Origin of the sequence: Enterobacter nematophilus, assembly GCF_026344075.1 — a bacterium.
GTDB lineage: Bacteria > Pseudomonadota > Gammaproteobacteria > Enterobacterales > Enterobacteriaceae > Enterobacter > Enterobacter nematophilus.
Genome location: NZ_JAPKNE010000003.1, coordinates 498,378 through 516,148 on the forward strand (window position 1 = coordinate 498,378; position 17,771 = coordinate 516,148).

The window sequence follows — 17,771 nt, forward strand, 5'->3', positions numbered from 1 at the left end:
AAAGGGGCGAGGGGGAAAAGACCGCACCGAGCAGTCCCCTCTCCCCTATGGGGAGAGGGTTAGGGTGAGGGGGAGCTTAACGCTCTAACCTTAACTGCTGCAAATTCCCGTCCAGCTGTAAATCCGTCCGTAACGTCGCGACATCCCGGCAGATAAACGCCATCTCTTTATGCGCTTCCAGCTTTTTGCGCCACTTTTCCGGCACGTCATCCAGACGAGCGTAAATCCCTTCCAGACTCTGAAAATCGGTCAGCAACTGGGCGGCACTCTTTGGACCAATACCGGCGACACCCGGAACCTTAGAGCTGCTGATTCCCGCCAGACCCCAGTAGTCCGGCAGTTGCTCAGGCGAGACGCCAAACTCGCTGGCAATAAACGGCGCGTCCAGCCAGCGTTTCTGAAAATAATCGCGAATGCGGATCGTGGGGGAGAGAAGCTGGCAGTAGCCTTTGTCGGTTGAAACGATTGTCGCCTGGTGTCCTGCGCTGGCCACTTTTACCGCAAGCGTCGCGGCCAGATCGTCAGCTTCATTGCCGTGTGAGACCCAGCAGGGAACGCCGCGCTGCTCAAAGGCGGCACGCAGGGCGGGCATTTCGGCATGCAGATCGTCCGGCATCGGCGCGCGTCCGGCCTTGTAGTCAGGCAGGCGCTGATGTCGCCAGCCGCTGTTGCGCGCTTCGTCATCAAACACGGCCACGACGTGCGTCGGCTCGCTGTGGCGAATAAGCTGCTCCAGCGCGTGCAGGCAGGTGTCCTTGCAGGGCGTGCCCTGTACCGCATGGATACGGCGAATCAGATTAAGCGCGTCGACGATAAGCAAATGAACGGCCACAGATAATCTCCCTTCTATCTAATGCGTGAAGGGTAACACTGTCAGCAGCGTGAAACTATGAATGGAGGGGAAAACAGGAAGAAGCCTCGCAAAACGAGGCTTACTGAGAGGCTTAATCGCAGGTTACGATCTTCATCGCCAGGCCGCCGCGAGAGGTTTCGCGGTATTTGGCGTTCATATCTTTACCGGTTTCGTACATGGTTTCGATAACTTTATCGAGACAGACGCGCGGTTCGCTGGTGCGGCGCAGCGCCATACGCGCCGCGTTCACCGCCTTGACGGAGGCAATCGCGTTACGCTCGATGCACGGTACCTGTACCTGTCCGGCAACCGGATCGCAGGTCAGCCCCAGGTTATGTTCCATGCCGATTTCCGCAGCGATGCACACCTGCGCCGGGCTTGCGCCCAACAGCTCCGCCAGGCCCGCCGCCGCCATGGAGCATGCCACGCCGACTTCACCCTGACAGCCCACTTCCGCACCGGAAATGGAGGCGTTCATTTTATACAGCGAACCAATCGCGCTGGCGACCAGCAGGTAGCGCGCCAGGGAGTTAGCGTTCACTTCACGGATAAACTTGTCGTAGTACGCCAGCACGGCCGGAACGATACCGCAGGCACCGTTGGTTGGCGCAGTGACCACGCGGCCGCCTGCGGCGTTCTCTTCGTTCACCGCCAGGGCGAACATGTTGATCCAGTCCACGACGGCCATCGGGTCCGTTGTCGTTTTGTCGGTGCTTACCAGCATACGCCGCAGCGCCGCCGCACGACGCGGTACGCGAAGCTTGCCCGGCAGAACGCCTTCGGTGGTGATCCCGCGCTCAATGCCGCCGCGCATCACTTCCCAGACGCTAGCGAAGTGCTGTTCCAGCTCCTCTTTGCTGTGAAGGGCCAGCTCGTTTTTCATCATCAGGCCGGAGAGGGAAAGTCCCGTCTCCTGGCAGTGACGCTGGAGGTCCGCCGCGGTTTTGTACGGATACGGCACCTCAACAGTAGAGGTACTGGTTTGACCAAAGTGGTCTTCGTCGACGATAAAGCCGCCGCCGATGGAGTAATACGTCTGGCTGTAAACCGCTTTGTCGCCGGCCAGCGCGGTAATGCGCATGCCGTTTTCGTGCAGCGACAGGTTGTCCGCATGGAAATTCATGCAGTGGTCAACCGGAAATTCAACCTCATGCTCACCGTTTGCCAGCAGCAAACGACCGTGGGTGTTTACGTCCTGGATGAAGCCAGGGATCGCGTCAATATCAACGGTATCCGGCAGATTTCCCGCCAGGCCCATGATAATGGCGATATCGGTATGGTGGCCTTTCCCGGTCAGGGAAAGCGAGCCGTACACATCGACAACCACGCGGGTGATGTCGTGCAGAATGCCGCGTGCAATCAAGTCATCCGTGAACTGCTTACCGGCTTTCATTGGTCCGACGGTGTGAGAGCTGGAAGGACCAATACCGATTTTGAAAATATCGAATACGCTAATCATGATGCGTCCATTGCTTTCAGTCAGAGGGGGAGATGTGCGCCGCCCGAAGGCGGCGCGGGCGTTCATCAGAACATGGTGTACAGGGAGTAGAAGATCGCAGAGATAGCGATAAGACCCATGATCACCACAAACACGTTGCTGACCTGGCCGCTGTACTTGCGCATGGCAGGCACTTTCTGAATCGCGTACATCGGCATCAGGAACAGAATCATCGCGATAACCGGGCCACCCAGGGTTTCAATCATGCCCAGGATGCTTGGGTTCAGGGTCGCTACCGCCCAGGTGGTGAGCAGCATGAACAGTGCAGTGATTTTGTTCAGCTTGTTGATTTCAATGCTCTTACCTTTACCGCGCAGAGATTTAATCACCATACCGTTGAAGCCTTCACGCGCGCCCAGGTAGTGGCCCAGGAAGGATTTGGTGATGGCGATCATCGCGATGATCGGTGCCATCCACGCAATCAGCGGCGCGTTAAAGTGGTTCGCCAGGTAAGACAGAATAGAGATGTTCTGCTCTTTCGCTGCCGCCAGGTCCGCCGGGGAGAGGCTCAGTACGCAGCTGAAGACGAAGAACATAACGGTCAGCACCATCATCACGTGAGCGCGGGCCAGGATGCTGGAGCACTTCTTCTCTGCGCCATTACCGTACTCTTCGCGTTTCGCCACGGCGAAAGAGGAGATGATTGGGGAGTGGTTGAAGGAGAAGACCATTACCGGGATCGCCAGCCACAGGGTCATCAGCAGGCCGTTACCGGTCGCAGACGCGCTGCTCAGGGACAGGGTTTCCAGCGCTGCGCCGTTCCACTGTGGGATCAGGTAGCAGGCCAGCAGCATCAGCGCAGCCACAAACGGGAAGACCAGCACGCTCATGGCTTTAACAATCATCTGCTCGCCGAAGCGCACGATGGTCATCATGCCGACGATCAGGATCAGAGACAGAATGGCACGCGGTGGCGGCGTCATGTGCAGCTGGTGCGTCATGAAGCTTTCAACGGTGTTGGTGATTGCCACGCTGTAAACCAGCAGGATGGGGTAAATCGCGAAGAAGTAGAGCAGGGTAATCAGTTTACCTGCGCCAACGCCGAAGTGCTCTTCAACCACTTCGGTGATGTCTTCGCCCGGGTTTTTACCGGACAGCACGAAGCGGGTCAGACCGCGGTGTGCGAAGAAGGTCATCGGGAAGGCGATGATGGCCATGATGATCAGCGGAATCAGACCGCCGACGCCTGCGTTGATAGGAAGGAACAGTACACCAGCGCCGATTGCCGTGCCGTAAAGGCCCAGCATCCACATGGTATCCGTTTTGCGCCAACCACTTCGGGATTCAATCGAAGCAACGGTGCTGGTTTGAGTGGTTTCCATCTGTATCTCCTGGAGGAAGCAAATTGTCAGGTTTTTAGTCAAATCCGATGAAAAAGTGCCTGACGGTAATATGAAATTCGTTCAGTGACGGTTTTTTAATAATTTTCGCCCGTAACTATTGGCGGGCGGAAAGATACATTCTCGTTATGAATCTATCAGTGATCGCGATCCCAAATGCAATAATCCACTTATGATGTGGGCATCTTTAGACCATTTATCTGTTAAAAAAACATCAAATAGAATTTACGCGCGCGAAGGCTACCACCAACGACATGTGAGCTAAAAGAGCCGCCCGCGAGATAGGTGTCTTTCGCTGTAAAGATAGGGGTTTTTAGTATTTTCTTGCAGGTAATTTAGTTTAAGGCTGATTATTTACGGTTGTTAAATGGAGGTAATCGATTGCGTTGGCCGTCAGTTTGTTAAAGCTATAAGTAAAGCCTATGAATTGATTCGGTAATAAAAAAAGCCGGGACCCGCTACAGGGCGCCCCGGCTTTGAGAAGAAGAAACTAAGGGTTACGTGCAGATTTCGTAGCACGGAATGTAGGCTGAACCCGGCAACTTCATGCGGTGTTGAGCCACAAAGCCCTGCAGCATGTCGTCCATACGGCGCATCATTTCCGGGTCACCGTGGATCTTGTACGGACCATACTGCTCAATCGCGCGGATGCCCATCTCCTTCACGTTGCCCGCCACAATCCCGGAGAAGGCGCGACGCAGGTCGGCGGCCAGCACTTCCACCGGCTGGTCCGGGTAGAGTTTCAGGTTCGCCATATTTTCATGGGTCGGCTCGAACGGGATCTGCAGGTCAGGCGCAATACGGATTGACCAGTTAAAGCTGTAGGCATCGCCGGTATCACGACGATTCTCTTTCACCAGCGGCATCGCTTTTTTCATCTGGCGCGCCACTTCCGCCGCGTCATCAATGATGATGCGGTAGTGACGACGCGCGGCTTCTCCCAGCGTATGCACGATAAACTCGTCCAGCACGCGGAAGTAGTCGGCGCTCTCTTTTGGCCCGGTCAGGATCAGCGGCAGAACCTGATCTTTGTTGGCCGGGTTCATCAGAATCCCCAGCAGATAGAGCAGCTCTTCCGCCGTTCCCACGCCGCCCGGGAAGATGATAATCCCGTGAGCGATACGGACAAACGCCTCAAGGCGCTTCTCGATATCCGGCATGATAATCAGCTCATTGACCAGCGGGTTAGGCGGCTCAGCGGCAATGATTGACGGCTCGGTCATGCCGATAAACCGCCCCTCTTTGTAACGCTGCTGCGCGTGACCCACCGCTGCGCCCTTCATTGGTGCTTCCATTGCACCCGGACCACAGCCGGTACAGATATTCAGCTCGCGCAGGCCAAGCTGCGTTCCGACCCGACGGGCATAGAGATATTCGGTTTCGTTAATCGAGTGGCCGCCCCAGCAGACGACCATGTTCGGTGCTTCGCCAACGTGCAGGGCGCGAGCGTTGCGCAGAATAGAGAACACCAGGTTGGTGATATGGACCGAGCTTTCCAGGTCGAGATGCTGGAAGCGGCCTGCGTTGTGGATCTGCCCGTTAACAAACAGGATGTCACGCAGCACCGCAAACAGGTTAGCCTGAAGGGAACGAATGATACGCCCGTCGACAAAGGCCTCTTCCGGCGGGTTGATCACTTCCAGCTTCACGCCGCGCTCGCGGCGCAGCACGTTAATATCAAAGCTTTCGAAGCGGGACAGCAGTTCTTTACTGTTATCTGTCAGGCTTCCGGAGTTCAGTACGGCAAGTGAACAGTTACGAAACAGTTGATAAAGATCGCTGCTGGCCGTGCGTTTAAGCATGTCCACTTCCAGCTGCGACAACATATCCATTGAGCCAAGCGGGCTAATATGTGTAATCAAGTGAGCTCCTTATGGGACGATTATCGTCATTCCCTTTGATTACAATAGCCCTGCCGCGTGACGTTTCACAACACTTCGGCGGAATACCGCACGCATATTGTGAAAATATTTATATTATTGACGCACAAGCCGGCCCGTTGCGGGCACAAAATCGGTGTTGGTGCGCCACGGGTTAATGTCCAGCCCGCCACGGCGGGTATAGCGCGCATAAACGCTCAGCTTCTCCGGCTGGCAGAAACGCTGAATATCGTTAAAAATACGCTCCACGCACTGCTCGTGAAATTCGTTGTGATGGCGGAATGACACCAGATAGCGCAGCAGTTTTTCCCGGTCAATTTTCGGGCCGCGGTACTGGATCTGCACCGAGCCCCAGTCCGGCTGGTGGGTAATCAGGCAGTTGGACTTCAGCAGATGGCTGACCAGCGTCTCTTCAACCACTTTTCCGTTCGCCGCGTTTTCGAGGTAATCGGCGCTGAATTCATAATTCTCTACCTCGATGTCCTGCTCGTCGATGCAGGTTCCGTGGAAGTGGGCAATCGGCTGTCCCTCCAGCTCGTGCAGGCGGTACAGCGAAACGCTCACCTTTCCCTGTGCGCAGGCGGTTAAATCGCGCTCCAGCGTCTGCTGAACATCATCCCAGCTATTGAATTTGCTCTGGTTAAAGCTGTTGAGATAGAGCTTAAAGCTTTTGGATTCCACCAGGTTCTGACTGGCGTAATCCAGCTCAACGTGGCCGACCGCCACCTGGGGCAGGCCGCGGGCGTTAAGCCAGGAGAGTTCGTACAGCGTCCAGATATCGCCGCCGACAAACGGCAGTGCGTCCGCATGCAGTCCAAGCGGATCGCGGTTCAGGCTGCGCGGCACGCCCTGCAGCAGGCCTGCATCGTAGGTATCGCGGTAATCGGTCGATTTACCCAGCGTTAGGCCGGTTAACGCCTGATGATTTTCGTAAGACATGTTTCATAGCCACTTTACAGGTACACTTATGGGCAGAGTTTATCCTGTCTTACAAGAAGAGAGAAATCGGTGGACATCGAAACTGCAAATGCCCTTACTACCTTTACGACCCGCTATTGCGACGCATGGCATGAAAAGCACGGAACATGGCCGCAAAGCGCTGATTTATATGGCGTGCCGTCGCCGTGCATTATCTCTTCGCAGGATGACTATGTTATCTGGCAGCCGAAGCCCAATACCGCTGAGCAAAATGTAAATGCGGTTGAACGGGCTATGGACCTTGTGGTACAACCAGCGGTTCACGCGTTTTATGCCACGCAGTTTGCAGGGGATATGCCCGCGCGCTTTGGTGATTTGACGCTGACGCTGTTGCAGACCTGGAGCGAAGACGATCTGCAGCGTGTTCAGGAAAACCTGATTGGTCATCTGGTCACGCAAAAACGCCTTAAGCTTTCTTCGACGCTCTTTATTGCCACGCTGGACAGCGAACTGGATGTGATATCCGTCTGCAACCTGTCCGGGGAAGTGATTAAAGAGACCATCGGTACCCGCAATCGCGAAACGCTCGCCCCCTCTCTTGCGGATTTCCTTACCCGGCTTGAGCCACTTCTGTAATCCATGATGCTACGGCGCGTGTGAGAGATCTCTTACAAGGTTTGTGAGAGATCGCTGGATCATTCAGTATTGCCTTATTTAATTCAGATTAATATCACTCTGTTTTTCAAAGAATTAGTTGTTCATCGCATCTTTTTTAGGGATTTCTTACGGCTTACAGTGCTGCAAGGGTGGGTTGTAAGACGAAGCGGAATAGCGGATTCTATCTCCGTCGACAGGAAGCCGACACGAGAAACGAACATCAGGATGATGGCGTTTCTTACTCAGGACACGTCAGGATGGCGCTGCAGGAAGGCTTCAGGATGAAGCAAAAGGATAACGCAGGACGCGTAAGGGACACCTCCAGGAAGGAGAACGAGAACCGAACAGGATGGTCGGTGGGTCAGGAAGGCCAGGACGTTTCAGGATGAAACAAACACGTCAGGAAGATGTGTGCAGGATGCAAAAGGTAGAAGGATGACCACGCCTTCGGGCATCAGGAAAAGTTGTCACGGAAGAGCAGGGAGCACGAATTGTAGCTGGAATGCTGCGAAACGAACCGGGAGCACTGTTTTTACAGTGCTCCCTTTTTTATTTCTGTCTTCCGCAATGCTATGCTGCGCGCCGTTCACTTTTTCAGTTGAGGTTACTATGACGCAACACGATAGCGTTCGTGCTCAGTTGCACGCCATCGAAGCCCTTTTGCGCCAGCATCAGCTGTGGCAGGAGACCGCGCCGAATCCGGAAGCGTTCGCCAGTACCCAGCCATTTTGCCTGGATACGCTGGCACCGTTCGAGTGGCTCCAGTGGGTATTAATTCCGCGCATGCACGCGTTGCTGGAAGGCGGCCACCCGCTGCCGCAGGCGTTTGCCGTTTCTCCCTACTATGAAATGGCGCTTGAGGCGACGCACCCTGCGCGTGATGTGATGCTGGTTGAGCTGGAAAAACTGGACGCCCTGTTTGCCGGTGAAGAGGCATGACGCTGGAAATCCTCTATCAGGACGAGTGGCTGGTGGCGGTGAATAAACCGTCTGGCTGGCTGGTGCACCGCAGCTGGCTGGATCGCGACGAGAAAGTGGTGGTGATGCAAACCGTGCGCGACCAGATTGGTCAGCATGTTTTTACCGCCCATCGTCTCGACAGGCCCACTTCCGGCGTGCTGCTGATGGGGCTTTCCAGCGAGGCGGGCCGCCTGCTGGCGCAGCAGTTCGAGCAGCATCAGATCCAGAAGCGCTACCACGCGATCGTTCGTGGCTGGCTGACTGGCTCCGACACGCTGGACTATCCGCTGGTGGAGGAGCTGGACAAAATCGCCGATAAATTTGCCCGCGATGACAAAGGCCCGCAGCCCGCGGTGACGGACTATCGCGGCATGGCGACAACGGAAATGCCGGTAGCAACCAGCAAATTCCCCACCACGCGCTACAGCCTGGTTGAGCTTTTGCCCAAAACCGGACGCAAGCACCAGCTTCGCCGCCACCTTGCGCACCTGCGCCACCCGATAATTGGCGACAGCAAGCACGGCGATCTGCGCCAGAACCGCAGCGCGGCAGAGCACTTTGGCTGTAACCGATTGATGCTGCATGCCAGCGAGCTTAGCCTGACTCACCCTTTTACCGGTGAACCACTGATTATTCACGCTGGGCTGGACGACGTCTGGATGCAGGCGCTGTCACAGTTTGGCTGGCGGGGACAACTCCCCGAAAATGAAAGGGTTGAGTTTGTATCGGGCAACGTTCAGGATGAACGGTAAGCGCAATAATTACGGGAGCAAAGCATGGCTGAAGTAGGCATTTTTGTCGGCACGATGTACGGCAACTCGCTGCTGGTAGCGGAAGAGGCTGAGGCGATTTTGGCAAGCCAGGGCCATAAAGCCACGGTCTATGAAGACCCGGAGCTGGCGGACTGGGAAAAGTATAAAGATAAATACATTCTGGTGGTGACCTCCACCACCGGTCAGGGCGATCTTCCGGACAGCATCGTGCCGCTTTTCCAGGGCATTAAAGACCAGTTTGGCTACCAGCCAGACGTTCACTACGGCATCATTGCCCTGGGCGATAGCTCATACGCCAACTTCTGCGGCGGCGGCAAGCAGTTCGATGCGCTTCTTCAGGAACAGGGCGCCCAGCGCGTCGGCGAGATGCTGCTGATTGATGCCGGTGAGCATCCTGAACCCGAAAGCGAGTCGAACCCGTGGGTTGAACACTGGGCAACGCTCCTTAAATAGTTCGTAGGCCGGGTAAGGCGTAGCCGCCACCCGGCAATACACCCCGCACCAAACGCCAATTCCGTGAACCACCTTCCACTCACCTGGGCTTATGCCATAAACAACCTCTCACATACCCATTAATACTGTGTTATTGCACGGTGAGAGAACGCGTCACTCCTTCATATACTTCTCCGGTCACAATAAAACGGCTTCAGGCCGTACTAAAACGACAAAACTCATCTCATTCTGATTACCCTACCGGTGCTGTACAGAATGAACAGGCGAAAGCTATGTTTCAGGAGTGCAACAATGAGTACATTAAGCCACGCAGCGAGCGGCGCTGAAAAGCGCACCAATGCCCGCTACTGGATAGTGGTGATGCTGTTTATCGTCACGTCCTTTAACTATGGTGACCGCGCCACGCTGTCGATTGCCGGCTCGGAAATGGCAAAAGACATCGGCCTTGATCCGGTGGGCATGGGTTACGTTTTCTCTGCATTCTCGTGGGCCTACGTTATCGGCCAAATTCCTGGCGGCTGGCTGCTGGACCGTTTTGGCTCTAAACGCGTCTATTTCTGGTCCATCTTTATCTGGTCTGCTTTTACCCTTTTGCAGGGTTTCGTCGATATCTTCAGCGGCTTCGGCATTATCGTGGCGCTCTTTACGCTGCGCTTCCTGGTGGGCCTGGCGGAAGCCCCTTCCTTCCCGGGCAACAGCCGCATCGTCGCGGCCTGGTTCCCGGCGCAGGAGAGGGGAACGGCGGTGGCAATTTTTAACTCCGCCCAGTATTTCGCGACGGTGATCTTTGCGCCCATTATGGGCTGGTTGACGCATGAGGTGGGCTGGTCGCATGTCTTCTTCTTCATGGGCGGGCTTGGGATCGTCATCAGCTTTATCTGGCTGAAAGTGATCCACGAACCGAATCAGCACCCCGGCGTGAACAAGAAGGAGTTGGAATACATTGCCGAGGGCGGGGCGCTGATCAATATGGATCAGAAATCTGACAAAGCAAAAGTCCCGTTCAGCCAGAAATGGGCGCAGATCAAACAGCTCGTCGGCTCGCGCATGATGATCGGTATCTATCTCGGCCAGTACTGTATCAACGCCTTAACCTACTTCTTTATCACCTGGTTCCCGGTGTATCTGGTGCAGGCGCGCGGCATGTCGATCCTGAAGGCGGGGTTTGTTGCCTCGGTTCCGGCAATCTGCGGCTTCATCGGCGGCGTGCTTGGCGGGGTCATTTCCGACTGGCTGATGCGCCGCACCGGCTCGCTGAACATCGCGCGTAAAACGCCGATTGTGCTCGGCATGCTGCTCTCCATGACCATGGTGTTCTGTAACTACGTCAGCGCCGAGTGGATGATTATCGGCTTTATGGCGATGGCCTTCTTCGGCAAAGGGATTGGCGCGCTGGGCTGGGCGGTGATGGCGGATACGGCGCCAAAAGAGATCAGCGGCCTGAGCGGCGGCCTGTTCAATATGTTCGGCAACGTTTCCGGGATTGTTACGCCCATCGCTATCGGCTACATCGTCGGCACCACGGGATCATTCAACGGCGCGCTAATCTACGTCGGCGTGCATGCCCTGGTGGCGGTGCTGAGTTACCTGGTGCTGGTCGGCGATATCAAGCGCGTCGAACTTAAACCTGTTGCGGAGCGTGGATGATGACAACGCAATCAAGCCCCATCGTCACGGAAATGAAAGTTATCCCGGTGGCCGGTCAGGACAGCATGCTGCTCAACATCGGCGGCGCGCACAACGCCTGGTTTACCCGCAATATCGTGGTGCTGACCGATAGCGCAGGCAATACCGGGGTGGGTGAAGCTCCTGGCGGAGAGGTGATTTACCAGACGCTGGTCGATGCCATTCCGCAGGTGGTGGGCCAGGAGGTGGCCCGCCTGAACAAGGTGGTTCAGCGGGTGCATAAGGGCAATCAGTCGGCGGACTTTGATACCTTCGGCAAGGGCGCGTGGACGTTCGAACTGCGCGTCAATGCGGTTGCCGCCCTGGAAGCGGCGCTGCTGGATTTACTCGGTAAAGCCCTTAACGTTCCGGTCTGCGAACTGCTGGGGCCGGGCAAACAGCGCGATGCGGTTACCGTGCTGGGCTATCTGTTCTACGTTGGCGATCGCAATAAAACCGATCTTCCCTATCTGGCTCGCTCACCGGGCGAGCACGACTGGTATCGGCTGCGCCACCAGCAAGCGCTCTCCGGCGAGGCGGTGGTCCGTCTGGCCGAGGCGGCGCAGGATCGCTACGGCTTTAAGGATTTCAAGCTGAAAGGCGGCGTGCTGCCCGGCGAGCAGGAGATTGACACGGCTCGGGCGCTGAAAAAACGCTTCCCGGAGGCGCGCATCACCGTTGACCCGAACGGCGCCTGGCTGCTGGATGAGGCGATTAGCCTGTGTAAAGGTCTCGGGGACGTGCTGACCTACGCGGAAGACCCGTGCGGCGCCGAGCAGGGCTTCTCTGGCCGCGAGGTGATGGCCGAATTCCGCCGCGCTACCGGGCTGCCGGTCGCGACCAATATGATCGCCACCAACTGGCGCGAAATGGGCCACGCGGTGATGCTGAACGCCGTCGACATTCCGCTGGCGGACCCGCACTTCTGGACGCTCTCCGGCGCGGTGCGCGTGGCGCAGCTGTGCGATGACTGGGGCCTGACCTGGGGCTGCCACTCAAACAACCATTTCGATATCTCGCTGGCAATGTTTACCCACGTTGGCGCGGCGGCACCGGGTAACCCGACCGCCATCGACACCCACTGGATTTGGCAGGAAGGCGAAGCCCGCCTGACGAAAATTCCGCTGGAGATCAAAAACGGTAAAATTGCCGTACCCGATGCGCCGGGGCTGGGCGTGGAGCTTGACTGGGATCAGGTTCATAAAGCCCATGAGGCGTATAAAAAGCTACCGGGCGGCGCGCGTAACGACGCGGGCCCGATGCAGTACCTTATCCCCGGCTGGACATTTGACCGTAAGCGCCCTGTATTTGGACGTCACTGATAAAAGGATTACACGATGAGTACTTTTACGACCCCTGTCGTCACCTCCATGCAAGTCATTCCGGTCGCAGGTCATGACAGCATGCTGATGAACCTGAGCGGGGCGCATGCGCCGTTCTTCACGCGCAATATCGTCATTATCAAAGACAATGCCGGCCATACCGGCGTGGGTGAAATTCCGGGCGGGGAGAAGATCCGCAAAACGCTGGAGGATGCCATTCCGCTGGTGGTGGGCAAAACGCTGGGTGAGTACAAAAATGTCCTCAACGCCGTGCGCAGCACCTTCGCCGATCGCGATGTCGGCGGCCGCGGCCTGCAAACCTTCGACTTGCGCACCACTATCCACGTGGTGACCGGCATTGAAGCCGCGATGCTGGATCTGCTGGGCCAGCACCTGGGCGTTAACGTCGCGTCGCTGCTGGGCGAGGGACAGCAGCGCAGTGAAGTGGAGATGCTTGGCTATCTGTTCTTTGTCGGCGACCGCAGGCTGACGCCGCTGCCGTATCAGAGCCAGCCGGATGACCAATGCGACTGGTACCGCGTACGTCACGAAGAAGCGATGACCCCGGATGCGGTGGTGCGGCTGGCGGAAGCCGCGTATGAAAAATATGGCTTCAATGATTTCAAACTGAAGGGCGGCGTGCTGGCGGGGGAAGAGGAGGCGGAAGCCATCACCGCGCTGGCAAAACGTTTCCCGCAGGCGCGCGTGACGCTGGATCCGAACGGCGCGTGGTCGCTTGATGAAGCGATCAAGATTGGCAAGCAGCTGAAAGGGGTGCTGGCGTACGCGGAAGATCCGTGCGGGGCCGAGCAAGGCTTCTCGGGCCGCGAAGTCATGGCCGAATTCCGCCGCGCTACGGGGCTGCCGACCGCGACCAATATGATCGCCACCGACTGGCGTCAGATGGGGCACACGCTCTCTCTGCAATCGGTGGATATCCCGCTGGCGGACCCGCACTTCTGGACGATGCAGGGCTCGGTTCGCGTGGCGCAGATGTGCCACGAGTTTGGCCTGACCTGGGGCTCGCACTCCAACAACCACTTTGACGTCTCGCTGGCGATGTTTACCCACGTTGCTGCCGCCGCGCCGGGCAATATCACCGCTATCGACACGCACTGGATCTGGCAGGAGGGTAACCAGCGCCTGACCAAAGAGCCGTTTGAGATCAAGGGTGGCATGGTGCAGGTACCGTCAACTCCAGGTCTTGGCGTGGAGCTGGATATGGACCAGGTGATGAAAGCGCACGAGCTCTATCAGAAACACGGTCTGGGCGCGCGCGACGACGCGATGGCAATGCAGTACCTGATCCCTGACTGGGCATTCGACAATAAACGTCCGTGCATGGTACGATAAACGCATTGGGACCGCTCCCATGAGCGGTTCCCTACGTGGTGTATGCTTAACGTAACGACTATGCGTAAGGATGGCTTATGAAAATTGTTATCGCACCGGACTCGTATAAGGAAAGTTTGAGCGCGCTTGAGGTTGCGACAGCGATCGAGCGCGGTTTTCGCGAGATTTTCCCTGAGGCGGAGTATGTCAAACTGCCGGTCGCTGACGGTGGTGAAGGCACGGTTGAGGCGATGATCGCGGCAACCCGGGGACGCATTGTGCACGTTCCGGTGACCGGTCCGCTGGGCGAGCGCGTGGAAGGCTTTTATGGGATATCCGGTGACGAGCAGAGCGCCTTTATTGAAATGGCGGCGGCAAGCGGTCTGGAGCTGGTTGCCCCTTCACTGCGTGACCCTCTGAAAACGACCTCCTGGGGCACGGGGGAACTTATCCGCCACGCGCTGGATGCGGGCGTTAAGCATATCATCATCGGTATCGGCGGCAGCGCCACCAATGACGGCGGCGCCGGGATGGTGCAGGCGCTGGGGGCGAAGCTGCTGGACGACAACGAACAGCCGCTGGGGCAGGGCGGGGGCGAGCTGGGTAAGCTTGCGCGGATCGACCTGAGCGGCCTCGACAAGCGTCTGGCGGAGTGCCGGATAGAGGTCGCCTGCGATGTGACGAATCCGCTTACCGGTAAGGATGGCGCGTCAGCCGTATTTGGCCCGCAAAAGGGCGCCACGCCCGAGACGATCGTCACCCTTGACAACGCGCTTGCGCACTATGCGAGCGTCATTGCCCGGGATCTGGACATTGATGTGCTCAACCTTGCTGGCGGCGGCGCTGCGGGTGGCATGGGCGCAGCGCTGTACGCTTTTTGTGGCGCACAGTTGCGCCAGGGCATTGAGATCGTGACCGATGCGCTACATCTGGCCGACCAGGTGGCCGATGCGGATCTGGTGATCACCGGGGAAGGCCGCATTGACAGCCAGACGATCCACGGCAAAGTGCCGGTGGGGGTGGCGAAAGTGGCGAAACACTTTAATAAGCCCGTCATCGGGATTGCAGGCAGCCTGACGGCGGACGTTGGCGTGGTACACGATCACGGCTTAGACGCGGTGTTTAGCGTGCTCTATACCATCTGCTCGCTGGAGGACGCGCTGGAAAATGCCAGCGCGAATGTACAGATGGCCGCAAGGAATATCGCGGCGGTGCTGAAAGTAGGGCAGGGGATGTAGTTTCCCCCCTCACCCCGGTCCTCTCCCCAAAGGGGCGAGGGTGTATAAAGTCCCCTCTCCCCTTTGGGGAGAGGGTTAGGGTGAGGGGAAAATCAGGCCGCACCCGCCTCAGCTCCCCAGCACCTTCATCGCTTCCCGCGTCACGTTATCCATTTCATCCAGCAGTTCCAGGAACTCCGGTTCAAGCTCCGATTCCGGCGTACCCGCGCGCAGCTGCTGCTCCAGCAGCTGGCAGAGGTTTTTCAGCCGCGGTAGGCCGCTGTAGCCGCAGCTGCCGTGCAGCTTGTGGATCGCTTCCAGCAGCTCTTCCGGGTTTTCGCCCACAAGCTGTTCTTCAACCTTATTCCGGATCTCCGGCAGAAACGCGACCAGCATTTGCAGCATCTCTCGCGCTAAATCGGGTTTCCCTGCCGCCTGGCGCAGCGCCAGCTGCCAGTCAAAGGTCGCATTTTGATTAACGCTTACCTCAACCGGCTCGCTGAAAACCGTGTATGTTCCGCCAATGTGCCCCGGCTTATAGCGTAACAGCAGGTTATGAAGCTTCTCTTCGTCGATAGGTTTCGCCAGGTAATCATTCATCCCGGCGCTCAGCAGCTTCTCTTTCTGACCGGCCATCGCATGCGCGGTAACCGCAATCACCGGGGTTTGCTGCTGATGCGGGAGCTGGTGGATCAGCTCGCAGGCACGAATGCCATCCATGCCCGGCATCTGAATATCCATCAGAATTAAATCGAACTGCATCTGTTTAGCCAGTTCAACCGCCTGCGCGCCGCTGGTACACAGCTCAACGTGCTGAACCTGGTCTTCCAGCAATACGCCGATTAGCTTCAGGTTTGCCGGATTATCGTCCACCGCCATCACGCTCATGGGCAGTTTTTGCTCATCGTTAATCAACGGCAGTGCGTGCTGGCTAAGGCGGCAATACTCCGTGAGCGCGGGCAGCAGGCGGGTGGCGGTAAGTGGCTTAAGCAGGCACGCGGCCGCCCCGTCGTTTTTCAACTCTTCCGCATTAAGCTGGGCGTGGCAGGGCAGCGCCAGCAGCAGATAGTCGGTCATCGACGCGGCTTTCGCCAGCCGCTCCTGCTGCATGGTCAGCTCGCCGGTAAAGGTTACCGGGATCCCCATCAGCAGAATGTCGTAATGATCGACGGCAAGGGCTGAGAAGGTTGGACTATAAACCACCTCCAGCGGCGTGGTGCTTAAGATATCCAGCGCGCACTGCGCGGCTGCCGCGTTAGGCTCGACGTAGGCCAGGCGCTTACCTTTCAGACAGTCCGTCACCGGGCCGTCGGTCAGCACGTTTGGATTGAGATCGAGGTTAATGTGGAACCAGAAGGTTGAGCCGCGGTTTGGCTGGCTGTGGAAAGAGATATCACCGCCCATCTCGTTTACCAGCCTCTGCGTGATCACCAGCCCCAGGCCGGTACCGCCATGACGACGGGAAATGCTGGCGTCCGCCTGGCGGAACGCCTGGAACAGACGCGACTGATCCCGCTCCGGAATGCCGATGCCGGTATCGCGGAGTTGAACCTCAATCTGCACCTTGTTATTACTGATGGCGCGTTTTTCTACCAGGATGTCGATGTTGCCGCTTTCGGTGAATTTAATGGCATTCCCGACAAGATTGGTAATGACCTGCTGCAGGCGCAGCGGATCGCCAATAACGTTGTCCGGCACGTCGTTTTTAATATTGAGCGTTAGCTCAAGACCCTTGTCGTGCGACGAGTGCGCGAGCAGCGTCACCACTTCATCGAGCGTACTGCGCAGCGGGAACGGAATACTTTCCAGAATCAGTTTGCCCGCCTCCAGCTTGGAGAAGTCCAGCACGTCGTTGATGATCGCCAGCAGGTTGTTGGCCGAACGTTCAATGGTGTGCAGGTGATCGCGCTGGGTGGGGTTGAGCTCGCTTTTCAGGGTCAGGCGGGTAAAGCCGATCACGCCATTCAGCGGCGTACGCAGCTCGTGCGACATATTGGCAAGGAACTCAGACTTGATGCGCGCCGCTTCCTGAGCGCGCTTTTTCGCCAGATCCAGCTCAACGTTCTGGATCTCCATCTGCTCCAGCGTTTCGCGCAGGTCAGAGGTGGCCTGGTCAACGTTATGCTGCATCTCTTCGTGGTAGGCCGCCAGCGACATCGCCATTGAGTTAATGCCGTTTTTCAGCATATCCAGCTCGCCGAGCATAAACCCTTCCACGCGGCTATCGAGCTGCCCACGGCGGATGCGGTCAACGGTATTAACCATGTTGCGGATAGGGCCCGTGACGTCGCGCATCAGACGCCAGCCGAAGATCAGTGCAATACCAATGCAGAACAGCATCATCACGCCGGAGATAAAAATTTCTTTGTACTGCTGCAGCCGTACCGACTTGAGATCCAGCTCCAGCGCTACATATCCCAGCATGTTACTGCTGGATTTAGCATCGGATTGCGCAGACTCATCGGGAGAATAGCTTTCCGACACGATCGGCGTGCGCAGGATCATGATGTCGCCGCGCCGCAGCACGGTGAGATGGCGCGGGAAGGGCGTACCGTCAGGGATCTTCAGCGTGGTCGGATCGAGATGAAAGTTCGATGTGACAAACAGGCGGTTGTGTTCGTCGTAGACGGAAATGGCGCGGACGATATCCGAGTGGCGCCGGTGGAGCACGCTGATTAACTGCCCAATGGATTCACGGTTTTGCAGGTTCATCCCGTACTCGCTTGAGACGGCGAGCGGTTCGATAATGCTGGCGCCCGCGTCCTCCAGCTGTCGCTGCAAATCGTTATAGCGGTGCACCACAAAGAAGATACTCAGCAGCAAACCGATGAGAACGGTGGGGGCGAGGATCAAAATCATCATGCGCGCGCGCAGGCTGTAGTTGGTCATGGCGTTCCGTTATG

14 protein-coding genes are annotated in these 17,771 nt (G+C 57.2%); 8 read left to right on the top strand and 6 right to left on the bottom strand.

What is annotated here, in order from left to right; genetic code table 11:
- Positions 1 to 76: 76 nt before the first annotated feature.
- The 5 genes from xni to queF all read right to left on the bottom strand — a co-directional run bounded on the left by xni (position 77) and on the right by queF (position 6,510).
- Complete coding sequence (gene xni / locus OSH03_RS12075) at positions 77 to 832, bottom strand: flap endonuclease Xni (protein ID WP_266179157.1); 756 nt, start codon at positions 830 to 832, stop codon at positions 77 to 79.
- 112 nt (positions 833 to 944) lie between these two features.
- Entirely contained in the window at positions 945 to 2,312 is a 1,368-nt protein-coding gene (gene sdaB, locus OSH03_RS12080; RefSeq protein WP_266179158.1) for an L-serine ammonia-lyase II, read from the bottom strand.
- Between the two features lie 65 nt (positions 2,313 to 2,377).
- Positions 2,378 to 3,673 (bottom strand): HAAAP family serine/threonine permease, encoded by a 1,296-nt coding sequence (locus tag OSH03_RS12085; protein WP_061097220.1) that lies wholly within the window; start codon positions 3,671 to 3,673, stop codon positions 2,378 to 2,380.
- 515 nt (positions 3,674 to 4,188) lie between these two features.
- Positions 4,189 to 5,553, bottom strand: coding sequence for a nucleotide 5'-monophosphate nucleosidase PpnN (gene ppnN / locus OSH03_RS12090; RefSeq protein ID WP_023309027.1), 1,365 nt, complete (start codon positions 5,551 to 5,553; stop codon positions 4,189 to 4,191).
- Between the two features lie 114 nt (positions 5,554 to 5,667).
- Positions 5,668 to 6,510, bottom strand: coding sequence for an NADPH-dependent 7-cyano-7-deazaguanine reductase QueF (gene queF / locus OSH03_RS12095; protein WP_266179159.1), 843 nt, complete (start codon positions 6,508 to 6,510; stop codon positions 5,668 to 5,670).
- 69 nt (positions 6,511 to 6,579) lie between these two features.
- On the opposite strand from queF, the gene syd reads away from it, so the two are divergent.
- The 8 genes from syd to OSH03_RS12135 all read left to right on the top strand — a co-directional run bounded on the left by syd (position 6,580) and on the right by OSH03_RS12135 (position 14,889).
- Positions 6,580 to 7,125 carry a SecY-interacting protein gene (syd, locus tag OSH03_RS12100; RefSeq protein ID WP_266179160.1) on the top strand — a complete coding sequence of 182 codons (546 nt, stop codon included), beginning with the start codon at positions 6,580 to 6,582 and terminating at the stop codon, positions 7,123 to 7,125.
- Between the two features lie 630 nt (positions 7,126 to 7,755).
- Positions 7,756 to 8,085 (top strand): YqcC family protein, encoded by a 330-nt coding sequence (locus tag OSH03_RS12105; protein ID WP_028014265.1) that lies wholly within the window; start codon positions 7,756 to 7,758, stop codon positions 8,083 to 8,085.
- On the top strand, positions 8,082 to 8,858 hold the full coding sequence (truC, locus tag OSH03_RS12110) for a tRNA pseudouridine(65) synthase TruC (protein ID WP_266179161.1): 777 nt from the start codon (positions 8,082 to 8,084) through the stop codon (positions 8,856 to 8,858). Before OSH03_RS12105 ends, truC begins: the two co-directional genes overlap by 4 nt.
- A 24-nt stretch (positions 8,859 to 8,882) precedes the next feature.
- Positions 8,883 to 9,332 carry a flavodoxin gene (locus OSH03_RS12115; protein ID WP_266179162.1) on the top strand — a complete coding sequence of 150 codons (450 nt, stop codon included), beginning with the start codon at positions 8,883 to 8,885 and terminating at the stop codon, positions 9,330 to 9,332.
- 291 nt (positions 9,333 to 9,623) lie between these two features.
- Positions 9,624 to 10,979 carry a galactarate/glucarate/glycerate transporter GudP gene (gene gudP, locus OSH03_RS12120; protein WP_061097227.1) on the top strand — a complete coding sequence of 452 codons (1,356 nt, stop codon included), beginning with the start codon at positions 9,624 to 9,626 and terminating at the stop codon, positions 10,977 to 10,979.
- Complete coding sequence (locus tag OSH03_RS12125; RefSeq protein WP_266179217.1) at positions 10,979 to 12,319, top strand: enolase C-terminal domain-like protein; 1,341 nt, start codon at positions 10,979 to 10,981, stop codon at positions 12,317 to 12,319. The genes gudP and OSH03_RS12125 overlap by 1 nt, the downstream gene beginning before the upstream one ends.
- A gap of 15 nt (positions 12,320 to 12,334) precedes the next feature.
- Positions 12,335 to 13,672 carry a glucarate dehydratase gene (gene gudD / locus OSH03_RS12130; RefSeq protein ID WP_266179163.1) on the top strand — a complete coding sequence of 446 codons (1,338 nt, stop codon included), beginning with the start codon at positions 12,335 to 12,337 and terminating at the stop codon, positions 13,670 to 13,672.
- 77 nt (positions 13,673 to 13,749) lie between these two features.
- Positions 13,750 to 14,889: a glycerate kinase gene (locus OSH03_RS12135; RefSeq protein WP_266179164.1), complete on the top strand. Its 1,140-nt coding sequence runs from the start codon at positions 13,750 to 13,752 to the stop codon at positions 14,887 to 14,889.
- A 108-nt stretch (positions 14,890 to 14,997) separates the two neighbouring features.
- Here the strand turns inward: OSH03_RS12135 and barA are convergent, their stop codons facing one another.
- A complete protein-coding gene (gene barA, locus OSH03_RS12140; protein ID WP_266179165.1) occupies positions 14,998 to 17,757 on the bottom strand; it encodes a two-component sensor histidine kinase BarA in 2,760 nt (919 codons plus the stop codon).
- Positions 17,758 to 17,771: the final 14 nt, after the last annotated feature.

What these genes read in the sequence shown, in the direction of transcription:
- sdaB (WP_266179158.1), bottom strand. Translation starts at nt 2,312, where the DNA reads ATGATTAGCGTATTCGATATTTTCAAAATCGGTATTGGTCCTTCCAGC.
- OSH03_RS12085 (WP_061097220.1), bottom strand. Translation starts at nt 3,673, where the DNA reads ATGGAAACCACTCAAACCAGCACCGTTGCTTCGATTGAATCCCGAAGT.
- queF (WP_266179159.1), bottom strand. Translation starts at nt 6,510, where the DNA reads ATGTCTTACGAAAATCATCAGGCGTTAACCGGCCTAACGCTGGGTAAA.
- OSH03_RS12105 (WP_028014265.1), top strand. Translation starts at nt 7,756, where the DNA reads ATGACGCAACACGATAGCGTTCGTGCTCAGTTGCACGCCATCGAAGCC.
- truC (WP_266179161.1), top strand. Translation starts at nt 8,082, where the DNA reads ATGACGCTGGAAATCCTCTATCAGGACGAGTGGCTGGTGGCGGTGAAT.
- OSH03_RS12115 (WP_266179162.1), top strand. Translation starts at nt 8,883, where the DNA reads ATGGCTGAAGTAGGCATTTTTGTCGGCACGATGTACGGCAACTCGCTG.
- gudP (WP_061097227.1), top strand. Translation starts at nt 9,624, where the DNA reads ATGAGTACATTAAGCCACGCAGCGAGCGGCGCTGAAAAGCGCACCAAT.
- OSH03_RS12125 (WP_266179217.1), top strand. Translation starts at nt 10,979, where the DNA reads ATGACAACGCAATCAAGCCCCATCGTCACGGAAATGAAAGTTATCCCG.
- gudD (WP_266179163.1), top strand. Translation starts at nt 12,335, where the DNA reads ATGAGTACTTTTACGACCCCTGTCGTCACCTCCATGCAAGTCATTCCG.
- OSH03_RS12135 (WP_266179164.1), top strand. Translation starts at nt 13,750, where the DNA reads ATGAAAATTGTTATCGCACCGGACTCGTATAAGGAAAGTTTGAGCGCG.
- barA (WP_266179165.1), bottom strand. Translation starts at nt 17,757, where the DNA reads ATGACCAACTACAGCCTGCGCGCGCGCATGATGATTTTGATCCTCGCC.